This window comes from Maribellus comscasis, from assembly GCF_009762775.1.
GTDB lineage: Bacteria > Bacteroidota > Bacteroidia > Bacteroidales > Prolixibacteraceae > Draconibacterium > Draconibacterium comscasis.
In genome coordinates this window covers 503000-520263 of the sequence record NZ_CP046401.1, presented here as the reverse complement: position 1 = coordinate 520263, position 17264 = coordinate 503000, and the positions used below count along the sequence as shown (strand labels likewise).

At 38.5% G+C, this 17264-nt stretch carries 13 protein-coding genes; 5 read left to right on the top strand and 8 right to left on the bottom strand.

The features are described 5' to 3' along the window. Window positions 1-2 precede the first annotated feature (2 nt). The 3 genes from GM418_RS02210 to GM418_RS02200 are packed head-to-tail and all read left to right on the top strand — an operon-like array spanning window position 3 to window position 3171. On the top strand, window positions 3-1127 hold the full coding sequence (locus GM418_RS02210; RefSeq protein WP_158862712.1) for an ABC transporter substrate-binding protein: 1125 nt from the start codon (window positions 3-5) through the stop codon (window positions 1125-1127). Then, window positions 1124-2176: an iron ABC transporter permease gene (locus GM418_RS02205; RefSeq protein WP_158862710.1), complete on the top strand. Its 1053-nt coding sequence runs from the start codon at window positions 1124-1126 to the stop codon at window positions 2174-2176. Before GM418_RS02210 ends, GM418_RS02205 begins: the two co-directional genes overlap by 4 nt. Continuing rightward, window positions 2173-3171: an ABC transporter ATP-binding protein gene (locus tag GM418_RS02200; RefSeq protein WP_158862708.1), complete on the top strand. Its 999-nt coding sequence runs from the start codon at window positions 2173-2175 to the stop codon at window positions 3169-3171. The genes GM418_RS02205 and GM418_RS02200 overlap by 4 nt, the downstream gene beginning before the upstream one ends. Before the next feature lie 305 nt (window positions 3172-3476). Here GM418_RS02200 and GM418_RS02195 read toward each other — a convergent pair whose 3' ends face one another. The 5 genes from GM418_RS02195 to GM418_RS02175 all read right to left on the bottom strand — a co-directional run bounded on the left by GM418_RS02195 (window position 3477) and on the right by GM418_RS02175 (window position 8239). Then, window positions 3477-3995 carry a hypothetical protein gene (locus GM418_RS02195; RefSeq protein ID WP_158862706.1) on the bottom strand — a complete coding sequence of 173 codons (519 nt, stop codon included), beginning with the start codon at window positions 3993-3995 and terminating at the stop codon, window positions 3477-3479. A 5-nt stretch (window positions 3996-4000) separates the two neighbouring features. Then, window positions 4001-4720 (bottom strand): hypothetical protein, encoded by a 720-nt coding sequence (locus GM418_RS02190; protein WP_158862704.1) that lies wholly within the window; start codon window positions 4718-4720, stop codon window positions 4001-4003. A 73-nt stretch (window positions 4721-4793) separates the two neighbouring features. Further along, entirely contained in the window at window positions 4794-5366 is a 573-nt protein-coding gene (locus GM418_RS02185) for a Crp/Fnr family transcriptional regulator (RefSeq protein ID WP_158862702.1), read from the bottom strand. A gap of 36 nt (window positions 5367-5402) precedes the next feature. Beyond that, window positions 5403-7091, bottom strand: coding sequence for a gamma-glutamyltransferase (gene ggt, locus GM418_RS02180; RefSeq protein ID WP_158862700.1), 1689 nt, complete (start codon window positions 7089-7091; stop codon window positions 5403-5405). Window positions 7092-7102: 11 nt separating this feature from the next. After that, window positions 7103-8239: an ATP-binding protein gene (locus GM418_RS02175; protein ID WP_158862698.1), complete on the bottom strand. Its 1137-nt coding sequence runs from the start codon at window positions 8237-8239 to the stop codon at window positions 7103-7105. A 119-nt stretch (window positions 8240-8358) separates the two neighbouring features. Between GM418_RS02175 and GM418_RS02170 the strand changes: the two genes are divergently transcribed. After that, window positions 8359-11226 (top strand): PD-(D/E)XK nuclease family protein, encoded by a 2868-nt coding sequence (locus GM418_RS02170; protein WP_158862696.1) that lies wholly within the window; start codon window positions 8359-8361, stop codon window positions 11224-11226. On the opposite strand, the gene GM418_RS02165 is transcribed toward GM418_RS02170, so the two are convergent. Together GM418_RS02165 and trmD are read right to left on the bottom strand one after the other, a co-directional pair. After that, window positions 11227-11823 (bottom strand): M14 family zinc carboxypeptidase, encoded by a 597-nt coding sequence (locus GM418_RS02165; protein WP_158862694.1) that lies wholly within the window; start codon window positions 11821-11823, stop codon window positions 11227-11229. A 36-nt stretch (window positions 11824-11859) separates the two neighbouring features. Continuing rightward, window positions 11860-12549, bottom strand: a complete 690-nt coding sequence (gene trmD / locus GM418_RS02160) for a tRNA (guanosine(37)-N1)-methyltransferase TrmD (RefSeq protein ID WP_158862692.1) — start codon at window positions 12547-12549, stop codon at window positions 11860-11862. Between the two features lie 246 nt (window positions 12550-12795). Here trmD and GM418_RS02155 point away from each other — a divergent pair, with 246 nt between their 5' ends. After that, window positions 12796-13248: an Hsp20/alpha crystallin family protein gene (locus GM418_RS02155; protein ID WP_158862690.1), complete on the top strand. Its 453-nt coding sequence runs from the start codon at window positions 12796-12798 to the stop codon at window positions 13246-13248. Window positions 13249-13508: 260 nt separating this feature from the next. Here GM418_RS02155 and GM418_RS02150 read toward each other — a convergent pair whose 3' ends face one another. Beyond that, window positions 13509-17111 carry a family 78 glycoside hydrolase catalytic domain gene (locus GM418_RS02150; RefSeq protein ID WP_158862688.1) on the bottom strand — a complete coding sequence of 1201 codons (3603 nt, stop codon included), beginning with the start codon at window positions 17109-17111 and terminating at the stop codon, window positions 13509-13511. Window positions 17112-17264 lie beyond the last annotated feature (153 nt).

The following is a 17264-nucleotide window of genomic DNA, read 5'->3' as shown; positions in this document are numbered from 1 at the left end:
AAATGCAACGATTTTCAATATTTATCCTTTTTATTCTTTTCTTGAGTTCATGTGTGAACGATAAAACGGCGCAGCACAATGAAGTGAGCTCCAATGAATTTGCAGGTGGTTTTAGTATCGGAGAAAATAGCGGAATTGTAAAACTCAGCGTCTTTAATCCCTGGGAGAAAGCACAAAATGTAAAAGTAGAGTATTTTCTGGTGCCTAAGGAAATATCTGTTCCCGATTCGCTGCAAAATAAAAATATTATCCGCACCCCGATTCAGCGAATTATATGTATGTCAACATCGCACCTCGGTTTTATTGAGGTTTTGAGTGAGAATAACTCGGTTGTTGGTATTTCGGGAGCAAATTATGTTTCAAACCCGCAGATTTTGCAATATGTGGAATCAGGGAAAGTGGTTGATGTTGGTTATGGACAGAACCTGAATTACGAAATGATTTTAAATCAACATCCCGATGTGGTGATGCTTTACGGAGTTGGGAGCGAGGTCACAACACATGTGAAAAAACTGGAAGAATTAGGAATTCCGGTGATAATGAATGCGGAATACTTGGAGGAAACACCGCTCGGAAAAGTGGAATGGATAAAATTTGTAGGTGCTTTGTATCAAAAAGAAAATGAAGCTCAACAATTTTTTACCCAAATAAAAGAAGATTATCTTTCTTTAAAAGAAAAGGTGAAAGACAAACAAAACAAACCCAAAGTTTTGGTTGGATCGCCTTACAAAGATTCGTGGTGGATTCCGGGTGGAGATTCCTATTTGGCGAACATGATAAAAGATGCCGGCGGTGATTACATTGGAAAGGATAACGATTCGCATGAAAGTTATGTGATTTCTTTTGAAAACGCGCTGACTTACGGAAATGAAGTGGATGTATGGATAAATATGGGACTTTTGTCATCCAGAAAAGATATTATTGCAACTGATCAGCGTTTTAAAAATTTTGGCGTTTTAAAGAGTGGTCGTTTGTTTAATAACAACAATAAAATGAGTGAAAATGGCGGTAACGATTTTTGGGAAAGCGGCACAGTTTATCCAAATTTAATTCTGCGCGATTTGATTTCTGTTTTTTATCCGGGAACAATTAATGAGGATTTGGTGTATTACAAAGAAGTAGAATGAATCCGCCACAGGAACATAAAATGTCGTCAGTCCGCGCAGTGTTTTTTATACTGGGCGTACTTTTTTTATTGCTGCTGCTTGCCGATCTTTTGCTTGGTTCGGTAATTGTTCCGTTAAAACAAATTTTCTTGTCCATTTTTTCATCGGAAGGAAGTAATGCCACATTCAGAACAATAATTCTTGAATTCCGCTTGCCCAAAGCAATAACTGCAATTTTAACCGGAGCCGCGCTTTCGGTTAGCGGGCTGCAAATGCAAACCGTTTTTCGAAATCCGCTGGCAGGGCCCTTTGTTTTGGGTATTAGTGCCGGAGCTAGTTTGGGAGTCGCGCTTTTTGTTCTTGGCTTTTCTTCGGTGTTTGCATTTGGTGTGGTAACATTAACCGGAGCCTGGCCGCTTGCCATTGTTGCATGGATTGGTTCTTTCCTGGTGATGCTGCTTGTGTTGTACGTTTCTACACGCGTAAACGATATAATGACTATTTTGATCCTGGGGATTTTATTTACCAGTGCCGTCTCAGCAATTGTAAGTATTCTTCAATATTTCAGTAACGAATCGATGTTAAAAGCGTTTATCATCTGGACAATGGGAAGTTTGGGGAGTGTTACCAATGCACAACTTTCGGTGATGGCACCTGCAATTATTCTCGGAATTATACTCGCTTTTTTTAAGATAAAAGATTTAAATGCGTTTCTTTTGGGTGAAAATTATGCACGTTCGCTGGGGGTAAAAATTATTTCAAGTCGAATAATTATTTTCTTGAGTACAAGTTTACTCGCCGGAACAATTACTGCATTTTGTGGCCCGATTGGTTTTATCGGAATCGCCGTTCCTCATATTTGCCGCGTAATTTTTAAAACATCAAATCATTTGGTTTTGGTGCCTGCGGTTATTTTAACCGGAAGTATTGTGATGCTTTTTAGCGATATCGTTTCGCAACTTCCTGGAATGCAAACAACGCTGCCCATCAACTCGGTAACTGCCATTATTGGAATTCCGATAATTATGTGGATGATAATCAAAAACAAAAAATTTGCTTCTGTTTCATGAGCGGGCAGGGTTTCAATATTGAGTTGGATAATTTATCGGTTGGTTACGAGCAGTCGGGAGCAAAACCTTTGGAAATTCTTTCCGGAATTGATTTTTCTGCTTGTCCGGGCGAAATGGTGGCGCTGATTGGAAGTAACGGAATTGGTAAAAGTACCTTGCTGCGTTCGCTTGTTGGTTTTCAGGATTATTTTTCAGGAAACATAAAATTAAACGGTGATGAATTAAAAACGATTGATTCACGCGACGTTGCTCAAATTATCAGTTTTGTTTCTACTGAAAATATCCGCGTGGCAAACATGACGGTTTTTGATCTGGTTGCTTTTGGACGTTTCCCTTACACAAACTGGATTGGTCGTTTAACTGCCGAAGACAAACAAAAAGTAGGAGATGCAATAAAAAAGGTTGGGCTGTCTGGATTTGAAAGCCGGCAAACTATTCAGTTAAGCGATGGTGAACGTCAGCGGGCGATGATTGCCCGGGCTTTGGCGCAGGATACTCCGGTAATTATTTTGGATGAACCCACCGCATTTCTTGATGTAAGCAACAAATACGAAATATTTCATCTTTTGCAGATTTTGGCAAAAGAAAAAGGAAAAACAATCATTCTTTCAACACACGATTTAAATATCGCGCTGCGTGAAGTGGATAAATTGTGGATTGTTACCGAAACCGGAAATTATCAGGGAGCACCGGAAGATGCTGTTTTAAATGGTTGGTTGAATCAGCTGTTTAAAAACGAAAATGTTGGTTTTGATTTGCAGGAAGGAGAATATTTTTTCAAAAAAGATTTTAAAGCCAAAGTTAAAGTAGAAGGAGAGGGGCTTTCGCTAACCTGGACACTGCGGGCGTTTAACCGTTTGGGTTATCAAATAGTAATGAAAGCCAATCCTGATTTTGTTGTTTCTGTAAAAGAAAATTCCTGGACTTACCAAAAAGAAAATACAAACGAAACATTTGGTTCCATTTATGAACTTTTGATGTTTCTGGAAAAATAAAAAGCTGCCTGACTCAATACCCGAGAATTGTATTTCAACAGTAAATTAGAGCTGTTTCTTGATATAAAGAGATTTTTCTGTAGTTTTTCTCCCATAAATTACAGCTTTCACCTGAACTGTTGCTTCATGGAATGGTAGCATGATTGTTTGTAATCCATACTTTGAAAATGGATTGCAATCAGGGTTGGCAAGGGTCGCAATTTATATTTATCTCAGGGTTTTATTCATCCGGGGTTCTCTTTCTCAACACGACGGATATAGAAAATATTTGGATAGCCAGATCTTGGCAAATTATTTGCAAAGGCTTAAAATTTAAAACTGTAGCCCAGCGAAAAAACTAATCGGGATACCTCAAATGAACCTGTTTTGGAAACGGTTATTGTTTCTGATGAATATTTCTGTTTATAATCACGTTTTCCATATCTGAAGTTGGCGGAGATAAACAGGTTATGTTTGCCTGTTTTCCCAATGGAGCGTGCATATTGGGTACCCGTCCCAACCATTGGAGTTATTGCAGTGTAAAGTTTGTTTTTTGGAATATAAATGCCCCATATTGAGTGAACATCAAGCTTATCCCTTTTGTGTGAAAAAACATTGTAGCCCACCTTTAATCCCGTCAGAAAATCATCAAAACGAGTGTTGACGTCTTGATTGCCTGCTCCTACAAAAATTTCACCCCACAGATTTGGCGAGAATATTTTATGTTGGTACCCAACTTCAAACTGGTTAAATGAAAATTGGAGAGATACCTGGTTGTTATTTTGCGCTTTAATCCCAAAGGTCCAAAGTGACAGCAAAGCCGCATAAAATATTATTTTTTTCATTGGTTTCATCTTACCGTTATTCTGATATTCTTTACAATTGATTTTGCAGAAGTGAGTCCATTTGTGGAGCCATAAACAATGCCGTCATTTCCATCCGGGCTGCTGTGCCCAATTAAAATAAATTCTGTTTTTTTTGTGGTGGAAAGCACGGTTGCAGAATAAATTACGGCGGGCTGTCCGCTACCTTCTTCTCCTCCCGAATAATCGTTGTTTCCTTCTTTGGCGCTTTGGGGATAAGCCTCATTAAAGTCGGTTGAATGATTAAATTCGGCTTTTACCACAAATGGTGTTTCCAGGTTTTTAGGCTGTATTTGGATGGTTGTATTTTCTTTTGGAGTTGCCCCGGTAATTCCGTCTGTCAGCGGATGTTTTTTTGTTGGAAGCATTAACCCGTCGTCATAAATAATCCCTCGTTGAAAACACCAGTGTGGAAGAGCTTCTTTGCGCCGGTTTCCATTATTGTTTACCCAGTCTTCCGTAGCAATTTTGTAGGTGACAAAAACCGTTGAAAGATAGTTTCCGAGCGTATCCTCAACCCAAATCGCAAATTGAGGGGGATTTTTTTTTGTTATTCCCAAAAATAGAGGATAGTCGTGCAACCAGTTCTTGCCGGTTTCAACTTCAATCTCAATATCTCCGCTTTCAAAAGAGAGATCCTCTTTTTCACATGCATTCAGAAGAAATATACACGCGATGAGCCAAATGTTTAATGTTGTCGTTTTCATTTTAATTGTACATTGTTTTCGAAACAAAGTACCGCAGAACAAAAACGATTTCTATTGATAAATATCAAAAAAATTATCGGATGGATTTTCGCATTCGGCTTAGTGTTTCCTTGGTGATACCGAGATAAGAAGCGATATATTGCAAAGGAATGGTATTTACATATTCAGGATTTTTTTTCAGAAGTGTTTTGTAGCGTATTTCGGCAGTTTGGTTTAATAATAAAAAAAGGTGCCTTTCCGAAGTTATTGCAACTTCTTCCGCAATTAAACGCCCGAGCCTTTCAATAGCAGGATAGAGGGAGTACAACTCATATAACTCACTTCTCTGAAACTCCAGTACTTCCATATCCACCATGGCCTGAACATTAACAAAAGATGGTTCTCCCGTAATAAAGCTGGTGTAAGATGTTATAAAGCTTGGAGCAAAATAAAAATCGCTGGTTATTTCATTTCCATTTGTGTCGAGATGAAAAAATCGGAAATAGCCTTTTTCTATAAATAGCACTTTTGTGCAAGCCTTGCCAGTTTCTGCAACGAGTTCTTTTTTATGTATTTTTTTGTGAGTCAGAATTTTCTCTATTGCCTCTGTTTCATTTTTCGATAGATGGACATATTGTTTTATGTACTCATTTAAGGCTTTTTTCATTGCACTACGTTTTTTTGCCTCGCCGCCGGATTTGATTTAATACCCGGCAGCTTGCCCGTCTTTACGTGATTCCGACGCTCCGTAAAACACTTTGTTTTTACTGTCCCATTTTATCGCCTGGTAACCGCCATATGGTCCGTAGGCATAGCCAATTTTGTGGCCTTTTTGCATCAGCGCACGGATGGTTTCATATTCAAAACCTGATTCCAAAGTAACATCGCCACCGTCGGTCATGGTGCCGCCGGTTGGATCGCTTGAGCCTGTGTGCTGAATTCTCGGGGCATCGCCGGCCTCCTGAATATTCATTCCAAAATCGATAATGTTGCAAATAATCTGAACGTGTCCTTGCGGTTGCATGTCGCCACCCATTACGCCAAAACTGAGAAACGGTTCGCCATCTTTTGTTACAAAAGCAGGAATAATGGTATGGAATGGCCTTTTATGCGGCTCGTAAACATTCATGTGTCCTTCTTCCAACGAAAAAAGCTCCCCGCGGTCCTGCAAAATAAAACCCAGTTTTCCGGGAGTCATTCCCGAGCCCATTCCCCGGAAATTACTTTGAATCAGCGAAACCATATTTCCTTCTTTGTCGGCGACGGTCATGTAAATGGTATTTCCGTGTTCCATTCCCCACGCCGGATAGCTGCGCGCTGCCCGTTCCGGGTTAATCATTGCTGCCTGTTCTTCTCCGTATTTTTCAGAAATTAGCTCTTCAATGGGCAAATCATTAAAATCAGGGTCAGAATAGTATTTCGCACGGTCTTCAAAAGCCAGTTTTTTAGCCTCCACAAAAAGGTGAATGTATTCCGGCGAACCAAATCCCATGGACGCAACATCAAAGTGTTTCATGATGTTCAGCATTTCCAAAGCAGCTGTTCCCTGTCCGTTGGGCGGAAGTTCCCAAACATCGTAACCACGGTAATTTACAGAAATCGGTTCAACCCAATCTGAATGATGATCTTCAAAATCTTTCATGCTCAGAAATCCACCTTGATCGCGTACATATTTTACTATCTTTTCAGCAATCTCACCTTTGTAAAAAACATCGCGACCTTCTTTGGCAATCAATTCAAACGTATTTGCGAGATAAGGATTTTTGAATATTTCGCCTTTTTCAGGCGCTTTCCCGCCGGGCATAAAAATTTCTTCAAAACCTGGAAATTGTTTTAGCGAACGGGTGCTTCTTTGCCAGTAATAAGCGATTAATTCTGATAAAGGAAAACCATTTCGGGCATATTGAATTGCCGGATCCAGAATTTCGCTCATCGGTTTGGTCCCAAATTTTTTATGCAATTCAAACCAGCCATCTACACAACCCGGAACAGAAACCGGTAGCGGGCCCAATGGTGGAATTTTTTTATAACCGTTCTGTTTAAAATAGTCGAGTGTTAAATCGTAGGGAGAGCGGCCACTGGCATTTAAGCCGTATAATTTTTTTGTTTTGGCATCCCAAACAATAGCAAACAAATCGCCTCCCATTCCGTTTCCTGTTGGTTCGGTTAGTCCAAGTACGGCGTTGGCTGCAATCGCTGCATCAATGGCATTTCCACCCGCTTTTAAAATGTCGAGCGCTGCCTGTGTTGCCAGCGGCTGACTGGTACAAGCCATTCCGTTTTGAGCAATTACTTCGCTTCGCGTGGCAAAATTATACCCGTTAATTCGGTCTTGTGCAAAAGCAATAAAAAACAATAGAGTTAACAATGAAGTAAATACAGTTTTTTTCATAATTATATTTTTTACGTAATCCAATGGATGTAGTTTTTTGGTGAAATAACTTCAAATGTAGCTTCAGGGTATCCTGATTTCCAACCGGAAGGTACCGAAACTTTTTTATTTGGGTTCCATTTCATTTCATAGGCGAAAAGCTTTCCTTCCCTTTCTTCAATCCAGTCAATTTCCTGCTGTTGATAGGTTCTCCAAAAATAATTGGAACACATCGTTTGGCTATTTTGTTGAAATTTTATTCTTTCCGAAATAATATAGTTTTCCCATAATTCACCTGTGTCGTTTCTGATTTGTAAATCATTAACATTTTCAATAAGAATATTTCTGATTCCGTTATCGTAAAAATACCATCGTTTTGATTTTGATATTTCGTTTCTGAGGTTTCGGTTAAAAGCTCCGATTCCATAAATTACAAATGTTTTCGAAAGTAGATCAAGGTATTTTTCAACTGTATTTTTGTGCATCCCAAGTTGCCGTCCCAATTCATGTAACGAAACTTCTTTTCCTATCTGGAATGCTATCAACCTCAAAAGTTGTCTGATTTTATCCGCATTTCGAATGCCTTCAAAAGTTAAAATATCTTTCAAAAGATATGAACTGACAAGATCGCGCAGGTATCGTGCTTTTTCTTCTTTGCCATGTAAATGTATCAGCTCAGGATAATGTCCGAGTACTAGTCTTTCATTGAGTCTTCCAGCGGTTTCAGCGATGGTTTCGTTTTCGTTTAACTCTGCCTGGGAAAATGGATACAGAAATAAAGTTGTTTTTCTGCCCGTAAGCGGTTCTCCAATTTTATTGTGAATATCGAATGCTGATGAGCCGGTTATTAACACTTTTATGTCAGGAATATGATCGACGATGAGTTTTAATGATTTCCCAATATCCGGGATTTGCTGGGCTTCATCAATTACCAGAAGTTTTACGTTGCCTATCAGTGAACGAAAATTTTCGATTGTTCTTGGTTGAAACAGATTTAATGTGGTGAAATCATCTCCATCGAGAAATAAATGTTTTTCAGATAATTCAGAAATGATTTTTTTTATCAGGACAGACTTGCCTGTTCTTCTCGCGCCAAGCAAAATTACCACTTTGTTTGGCTTAAGGTTTTGGATAATTAGTTTGGAAACCGAACGTTTTAAAAATTCCATGAATTTAAAATTTGGCACCGTAATGTCCAAATTTAATAAAAAATTGGCATTTAAATGCTAATTTTTAATCTTCATGAAAAAATGAACAGGAATCGTTATCTTCGGTGAAATTTCAAAAAATGGAACGGTTTCTCTCGAAATGTGCGGAATATATTTATCAAAAACATCAAAAGAATTTGCAGAATCTTTGTATTGTTTTTCCAAACCGCCGTTCTGGAGTATTTTTTACTTCGTATTTGCAAAAGCAGATTTCCGGTGCTGTTATCGGCCCGAAAACGATAACGGTGAATGAATTGTTTTCTGATTTTTCACCTTTCCATTCGGGCGATAAATTGCAGCTTATTTCCATTTTGTATGAGGTTTTTAAAAAGCACACCAAAACCATTGAAACATTCGACGAGTTTTATTTTTGGGGAGAGATTTTGTTGGCTGATTTTAATGACGTTGATCGGTATTTAGTGAATGCGCAAGACATGTTCCGAAATATTGCGGACATCAAAGAAATTGATTCTTTGTTTGATTATCTCACACCGGAGCAGAAAATGGCGCTTGAGCATTTTTGGGGAAGTGTGGCGGTTTCAAATAACAAGGAATTTCAGAAAAAGTACATCAACGTTTGGGATAAACTTTTTCCGGTTTATGCTGAATTCAAAACTATTTTGGCTGAAAAGAAATTGGCCTACGGCGGAATGAGTGACCGGTGGGTTGTGGAGCGTTTGGAAAACGGTGATTTCGAATTTGATGCAGAAAAATATTACATCGTTGGGTTAAATGCACTAAATGCCTGCGAAAAGAAGTTTTTTAAGAGTTTGCAAGGCTGCGGGAAAGCTGATTTTTTGTGGGATTTCGATCGTTTTTATCTGGAAGATGAAAAGAACGAGGCCGGTGGTTTTATGCGTGAAAATCTGACACGTTTTCCTTCTCCTGATGATTTCCTTTTTGATGACCATTTTTTCTTACGAAAGAAAAATATAAAATTGGTTGCTGTTTCGTCGGTTTACGGGCAAGCGCAAGAAATTCCTCACTTTTTGAAAGAAACGCAGCCTGATTTTCAGCCACAGTTTGATAATACAGCTATTGTTCTGGCCGACGAATCATTGTTGTTTTCCGCTCTTGGCGCAATTCCTGAAGAAACCGGAACTGTAAATATTACAATGGGTTACCCTGTGAAAAATTCGGTGGTTTATGGTTTTTTGATGTTGATGGTAAATCTTTTGAAAAACAGGAGAAAGGATGTAGAAAATAATACGGTTGTTTACCATCGTTTTGTTACCGATATTTTGAATCATCAGTTGCTGAATGGAATTGCTTCGGAAAAATCGAAGGAGTTTGTTGCAAATTTGAAATTCAACAACAAAATTACGGTTGTTCTGAAAGAAATAAATTTTTCAACCATTCATCAGCAAATATTCTCTCCTCCCGAAAAAGTAGTGGATTACAGCACTTATTTTTTGGATGTTCTGGGAAGTATTTATGCCTGGGTAAAACAGGAAGATGCCGGGAATAAAATGTTACTTGAGCTTATTTTCTCAATTTACAATGCGATTGAAAAACTGAAGGTGGTTGTTCAGGATGTTGCCAAAGAACAAAGCCGCGAAATTAGTCCGGCAGTTTATTTTCGGTTGTTTAATCAGTATTTAGGGCAGGTTTCTGTAGCTTTTGAAGGCGAACCTTTGAGCGGAACGCAAGTAATGGGAATTTTGGAAACCCGCTGTCTTGATTTTGAAAATCTTATTATTCTTGGCCTGAATGAAAATAAATGGCCGCGAACTTTTACTTCGCCGTCGTTTATTCCGCACAACATTCGAAAAGGATTTGGCCTGCCCGGAATTGACGAGCAGGATGCGATGTATTCCTATTATTTTTATCGTTTGATTCAGCGTGCAAAAAATGTAACCGCTACCTACAGTGTGGTGAAAGAAGGAATTAATACAGGCGAGTTAAGTCGTTATGGATTTCAATTGTTGTACGATTCCAATCAGTCGCCAAAGCTGGTGAATCTCGATTTTTCTTTTGCCAACGATCCTGTGCCGGAAATTCAGATTCAAAGTTCGGAGAAAAGTGTGCAGGAATATTTGTCGCGAATTTCAAAAGATCATCCGCTTTCGCCGAGTGCCATAAATGTTTATTTTATGTGCAGTCTCCGGTTTTATTTTCGCTATTTTATGCATCTGCCCGAGCCCGAAGAAGTAAAAGATGAAATTGACAGTCCGATTTTTGGGAATATTTTTCATGAAACAATAGAGGCTTTGTATAAACCTTTTGTTGGGAAGGTATTGGAAAAAGGCGATTTGGAGAATATGCAGAAAGATCGAATTCTGCTTGAAAATGAAATAAGAAAAGCAATTGCCAAACATTATTTTAAAGAAAAAGACTCGGCCAGAAAACCCGTGAAACTGGAAGGCAAAACACTGTTGATTTTTGAAAATATAAAAACGTTTCTTAAACAACTCCTGAAAATTGACGCTGAGATTGCTCCATTCTCTGTGGAATCGCTGGAAGATGATTATAAAACGGAATTGCCGGTTGTTTTAAACGGCATGCCGCAAAAAATATGGATAGGTGGAAAAATAGACCGTGTAGATAGAGTGAATAGCAAACTTCGTATTTTGGATTACAAAACCGGAAATGTTGATTCACTTTCATTTAAAAATTTAGACGAGCTTTTTGAAAAAGATCAGAAAAAGCACAAAAAGGAAATTTTGCAGGCTTTGATTTATACGCATGTTCTTAGTAAAAACAAAACAAATGAACGTGATTTTCAACCTGTCATTTACAGCTTGCGCAAGTTTTTTGACGAAACTTATTCTCCCGAAATCAGCTGGGGAAAACAGGGCTTTTCGTTTCAGGAAATAGAACCTGAATTTTTGGAACATTTACAAGTTTTGGTGCAGGAAATTCTTTCACCGAAAAATGTATTTTCGCAAACTCCACACTTAGAAAAATGCCAATATTGCCCTTACAATAAAATTTGCCAGCGTTATTGATTAGTTCAAATTTCCAAGATATTCAATAACCGGTTTTGTTCTTTTATATACTTGCTCTTCGGTTTCTTCTTCGTCGAGTTCGAGTGTAATAGTCGGGATATTTCTTTCAACGCCGCAATATGTTCCAAACGAACCCGGAGTTGGATAACCAATATCTTCCAGCACCGGATGTCCGCATAGCTCTGCTACTTTTTCAGCGATTTCTTTTGCCGGGCCATCAAAGTTCACCACTTTAAACGGAGCATGAATGGTTAAAATAACATCGGGTTTTATCGTTTCGAGCGTTTCTACCATAAACTTTGTTTCTTCCTCGCTGGCCGGTGCATCCCCAGAATAATAATCGTTCTTTTCCGTTTCTACCCAGTTTTTTGTTGGGTAATTCCGGTTTAAATCCACACCGTTTTTATTTTGGCGGGTGTTGAGTTTTTTGCCACTCGGGTTCAGACACGGAATAAAATAAAGGTGATTTTTTATGGTGCTAAAATCAGTTTCTTCTATAAATCGATTGATAATGTATTCTCCTTCAGGTTCATCACCATGGAAAATTCCGATGATAAGAATTTTTTTTTGCGCTTTCGTCAGCAGATTTTTTTTCAATAAGTTCTATTTGGGAAAGAATTGAGGTCTCCATTTTTAATCTTCTAAATATTTTTTGTACAAATCAGGGCGTAATTTTTTTGTGCGTTCAATCGCTTGCTCCTGCTTCCAATCGTCAACCAGTTTGTCGTTTCCGCTGAGCAAAATTTCAGGAACTTTCATTCCTTTATATTCTGCCGGGCGTGTGTAAACCGGCGGACTTAGCAAATTATCCTGAAATGAATCGGTGAGGGCAGAGGTTTCGTCAGAAAGAACGCCTGGAATTAAACGAACTACTGCATCGGTAATAATTGCTGCAGCCAGTTCGCCTCCGGTTAAAACATAATCACCAACCGAAATTTCTTTGGTGATATAAAAATCGCGAATGCGCTGATCTATTCCTTTGTAGTGTCCGCAGAGAATAATAATGTTTTTCATCATTGAAAGGTTGTTAGCTTCTTTCTGATTAAAAACGTCACCATCAGGAGTTGTAAAAATAATTTCGTCGTAGTTTCTTTCTGCTTTTAACGATTCAATGGCTTTTTCAACGGGCTGAATGGCCATCACCATTCCGGCACCTTTGCCAAACGAATAATCATCAACGCGACGATGTTTGTCTTCCGAAAAATCGCGTAAATTATGAATATGAATTTCCGCCAATCCTTTTTCCTGAGCTCGTTTTATTATGGAATGGCTAAACGGACTTTCCAGAATTTCAGGAAGCACCGTGATGATATCAATGCGCATTTATTTCAATTTTTCGCAAAGGTAAGTATTAAAATCCAATTCAATTTGAGCTCTATTATATATCTATAAAGTTGCATAAGATGATTTTTTGTCATGTATGCTTGTTTGATTTGTGACCATATGGCACAAAAAATAGAGCTATTTTGAAAAAAATGACCATTTTTTGTGATTGGAACATGAATTGATTTATGGGGAGCAGAGTTTAAAATTGAAATTATTAATTAATCAATAAAAGGAGAAAAAGTCATGAATTTAGTAAGATTTCAAAACCCACGTTATGCTGTAAACAAAAATTTAGTAGATGAACTGTTTAGCAATTTTTTGAGAAACGATTATCACGAAAATTATTTGGAAAATTGTGGAAATCAACCTGCAACCAATGTTTTTGAAACTGAAAAAGATTTCCGGATTGAGTTGTTGCTTCCCGGATTCCCGAAAGAGGACGTGCAGATAAATTATCACAAAAACGTATTGACTATTAAGGTAAACAAGGAAGACGCAAAAGAAACAAAAACGGAAGAATACAAGTATGCACACCGCGAGTTTGGCGCTTTTAACTTTGAAAAGAACTTCAAAGTGCCGAATTCGGTAGACGCGGAAAACATAAATGCAAAATTTGATAATGGTATTTTGCACATCGTTCTTCCCAAAAAAGAAGAAGCACTGGAAAAAGATCCGGTTGATATAAAGATTGCATAAAAGATAGTGGTAGAGAAAAGGTAAGATAAAACCCACCGGAATTCCCGGCGGGTTTTCTTTTGACCAAATATGAAGTATCAATAACGTAACTAGTTGTTTATCAGATTAAGTCTATTGTTTCCGAATTATTATTCCTGTTTGAAAATTTAACTTTCAAAATTTGTTTATAGCAATAAGTATGAAAATAGTATTCTCTGGATTTATTTTTACTATTTGGATGCTCTTTCGAAAATAAATTTTATTATTTCAGTAAATTGCCTTTACAGTTTAGTCTCAAAATTGTATTTTCCAGACTTTAGTTCAAACGTTGCTTTGTCGTTTTCAAACTTGATTGGTTCGCATCCATCTAGATTTATCAAGTCTTCTTTTGATTTTGCCGGTAAATAAAGTGTGGCAGAAGTATTTGCCGGAACCGTTGCCTGATAAAATAAATGCCCGTCTTTTATTTCCCATCTGCTGTAAATTCTACCATGCTGGGATTCGTAAAAACCTTCTGCCCAGCTCATTTCTCCTGTTGGGTCAGGACTGGGCTGCAGAATAAATTTCTGGAATCCGGGTTCGTCTCTTTGAATTCCTAATGAATAAGCAATCATCCACTGGCCAACGGCACCAAAAGAATAATGGTTGAATGAATTCATACTGTTATTTCCACCAAATCCATTTTCAACGGTATAACCATTTAGGCGTTCCCAAATGCTGGTTGCTCCCTGGTCGATCGAATACAACCACGACGGATATTTATTGTTCTGAAGTAATTTATATGCTTGTTCATTGTATCCGTTATCCGAAAGTGCTTTACTTATCCATGCGGTTCCTATAAAGCCGGTCATTAGTGAATATTCCGGGCGAAGAACACCGTCATCATCCTTGTTGCTACGTGCAACTGTTTCCGCCAGATTTCTTGCCATTTCAGGAACAAGTTTATCTTCAAAAGCGTTCAGTGCCAGGCCCACTGCATAGGATGTTTGTGTATCCGCGAGTTTGAGTTCAGGTTGAGCAGAACCACGGCGACCAAACCCCCGGCCGCCACCGACCAGTCCCATGGTTTTTCTATCTTCATTGATAAATGTGTTGTTAAAAAAATCCTTCCGTTTCCGGTACATTTCATCAAAGCGTTTTGCATCTTCTTTTTTATCTAAAATATCCGCCACATTTTTCATGATATACAAATCAAAAACATGGTAAGCGGTTGTCAGAAAGGGAGTCCCCAGCATGTTGTTTTGCGGTCCCAGCCAGTCGCCTAGCTGACCGTCGCTGGTGATTCCGGTTTCCGGACTGATAGTAGTTTCCAGATAATCGATATATGCAACCATCGCATCGTAATGTTCTTTCAGTAAAGCAACATCGTTAAATTGTTGATATACTTCCCATGGAACGGTAATTCCGGCGCTTCCCCAGAGAACACCCCCAAAACCGCCACCAATGGGAGCAACATCGGTAAATTTTCCATTTTTCTTTTGTACGTCGCGCATCGCAAAGATGTGTCTTCTTAAAAATTGGTCGGAATTGGAAACATAAGTTGCTGTTCTTGAAAAAACCGAAATATCGCCCGACCATCCCATACGCTCGTTTCGTTGCGGACAATCGGTTGGCAAGGTTAAGAAGTTATCGATATTTGACCAGCAAAGGTTTGACCACAACTGATTTACTTTCGAATTTGAAGTTTTATAATCTGCCGTGAGTTTTAATACAGAACTGATGGCAACTCCCTGAACAGCTTCCAGTGGAAGTGGCTTGTCAATTCCCGTAATTTCAATATATTGGTATCCCCGCGAAGTAAATTTGGGCTGAAAAACCTGAGCGCCGTCTTTCATTACATAAATATCCTGGCAAAGAGCAGCACGGTAATTTTCCGTCATCAACATGCCAACATTGTCTCCTGATTCCGGGAGATCCGGATATAAAATTTCTGCAACGCGCAAAATCATCGTGTCGCCGGCAGTTCCGTCGGCTATTGTTATTCGGGGAACGCCAACAAAGTTTTGTCCCATGTTGTAAACGAATACTCCGGGGCGTACTTCTTCCACACTTTTTGCTGTGAGTGTTTGAAATTCGCCTGCATTATTCCCGATTTGTCCGATGAGTTTCATCGCATCAAAATTAAAAGGCGTGACGGAGCCATCAAATTCTCTTTCTCCACCCGAGAAAGTTGTGCCTTCCAGTGGAACAACGGACGCCGTCTTCCATTTCAAATCATCAAAATTAGCTGAAGTCCAACCCTCGATCTCCTTTTCTTTTGTTGCATCATAAATTTCACCTAAATCCAGACTGCTATAAATAATTGGCCCGTCGTTAAAATACTTCCAATTTTTGTCGTTGCTTGCAATTACATTTTTTGTCCCATCACTGTATGTGATTTGCAACAGGGCAAGCAGCGACTGGCGGTCGCCAAAATGATTCCAGATTGTTCCAAAACTTAATAATCCGCTCCACCAGCCTTCTGAAAGCATCGCTCCAATTGCATTCTCGCCATTTTTAAGCATGCTGGTTACATCGTAGGTTTGATAAAAATGCGATTTGTTGTATTGTGTCTGTCCCGGATTATAATGGTCGGTACCAACTTTCTCACCGTTGATATAAACCTCATAAATTCCACGTGCTGTAACATATAATCTCGCTGATTTTATCTTTTTTTCTGTTTTGAATTCTGTGCGCAAAATTGGGATGGAGTTTTTGCTCGGATCGGCAACTACAAATTTTCCATTTGTGCCTCCATCAATTACATAGGAATCATCTTTTACTTCAATCTGATTTTCAAAAATCCCGTGATATTCATCCGACAGATTTTCCTTAAAAAGTGTGTTGTTGGGTGAGCGATCGTTGTAAATTTCCACATCAGAAAATGTTGCTTTTTGTCCGGCGTTAACAGCAAAACCAATATCGCAGGCTAAACCAAAGGGGAGGTAGTCTCCGCCGTTTCCCATCGGATTTAAATTAAAAGATGCTCCTTGAAATTCAACACGCAGCCATGGAGAAACATTTTCATTTGCATTTTTGTCTTTTATATAAAAATCGGGATTGTCATCTAACGCAATTGTGATTTTCCCAAAAGCACTTCGGGCTGAAAAATTATGTTTTTCATATTTATTTTTTGAGTTGATAACAGAAGATTTGATTTTGAACGTTTTTATTGGAATATCCGGATTGTCGTTCGGCGTGTAACCTGCGCGGTAAATATTTAGTTTTGCCAATCCGTTTGCCGAGCCGTCAACGTCTGCAATGTCAAGTTCCAGTTTGATGTAGCTTTCATTTCGTTTGTTCTCGAGTTGGAAAATATTTTTGTATTTATCCATCAATCGCCTGTCGTTAGCGCCGTATATAAATGCGGCTTTTGAACTTCCTTCAGCAATGGCAAGCGAATATTTCATCCTGAAAATAAGTTCATAATGCGAATAAAATACCAAATCGTCATCGGTTCCGCCAATCCATTGTGCTCCGTTCCATGCCGTTTGTGAAGGATTCATTAGTCCTGTTTCAAACCAAGAACTTGTTGTGCAGGTTTCATCATTTTGGTTCCAAACTGTAATAGTCCAATTGTAACGGGTGCTTGGCTGTAGTGGTTCGCCTTCGTATTTTATACCCAGAGCAGTATTTTTATCAATTTTTCCGGAATTCCAAACGATGTCGCTATTTGAATTTTTTACTTCAATTTGATACGCATTTTGGTAAAAGTCTCGTTCGTTTTCGGGAGCTTCCATTTGCCAGCCAAATTTTGGATTTTCAACATCAATTCCTAGTGGAGTCGTTGAGTATTCCACGGTTAAGTTACTAACAGAAAATTTATCCGTAGTGCAATTTTGTAATACAAATTGTACAAGCAATAAAAAGATGCTCAAAAGTAAGCTAGTGTGATGTTTTTTCATGGTTAAATTTTGGTTTAGATGTTGCTCAATATACTTTCAGATAAAATAAAAATTATCCTGAATTGTCTGTGCTTTTTTAACAGCAAGTATTTTTCGAATTTAAAAATAAAAGATGAGAAAGAGAGTTATTGTTTGAAATTCATAAGTATTGGT

Excerpts from the sequence above, each read along its gene's own strand:
- GM418_RS02200 (WP_158862708.1), top strand. The coding sequence starts at position 2,173 with ATGAGCGGGCAGGGTTTCAATATTGAGTTGGATAATTTATCGGTTGGT.
- trmD (WP_158862692.1), bottom strand. The coding sequence starts at position 12,549 with ATGCGCATTGATATCATCACGGTGCTTCCTGAAATTCTGGAAAGTCCG.
- GM418_RS02195 (WP_158862706.1), bottom strand. The coding sequence starts at position 3,995 with ATGAAAAAAATAATATTTTATGCGGCTTTGCTGTCACTTTGGACCTTT.
- GM418_RS02150 (WP_158862688.1), bottom strand. The coding sequence starts at position 17,111 with ATGAAAAAACATCACACTAGCTTACTTTTGAGCATCTTTTTATTGCTT.
- GM418_RS02205 (WP_158862710.1), top strand. The coding sequence starts at position 1,124 with ATGAATCCGCCACAGGAACATAAAATGTCGTCAGTCCGCGCAGTGTTT.
- GM418_RS02190 (WP_158862704.1), bottom strand. The coding sequence starts at position 4,720 with ATGAAAACGACAACATTAAACATTTGGCTCATCGCGTGTATATTTCTT.
- ggt (WP_158862700.1), bottom strand. The coding sequence starts at position 7,091 with ATGAAAAAAACTGTATTTACTTCATTGTTAACTCTATTGTTTTTTATT.
- GM418_RS02170 (WP_158862696.1), top strand. The coding sequence starts at position 8,359 with ATGGAACGGTTTCTCTCGAAATGTGCGGAATATATTTATCAAAAACAT.
- GM418_RS02175 (WP_158862698.1), bottom strand. The coding sequence starts at position 8,239 with ATGGAATTTTTAAAACGTTCGGTTTCCAAACTAATTATCCAAAACCTT.
- GM418_RS02210 (WP_158862712.1), top strand. The coding sequence starts at position 3 with ATGCAACGATTTTCAATATTTATCCTTTTTATTCTTTTCTTGAGTTCA.
- GM418_RS02155 (WP_158862690.1), top strand. The coding sequence starts at position 12,796 with ATGAATTTAGTAAGATTTCAAAACCCACGTTATGCTGTAAACAAAAAT.
- GM418_RS02185 (WP_158862702.1), bottom strand. The coding sequence starts at position 5,366 with ATGAAAAAAGCCTTAAATGAGTACATAAAACAATATGTCCATCTATCG.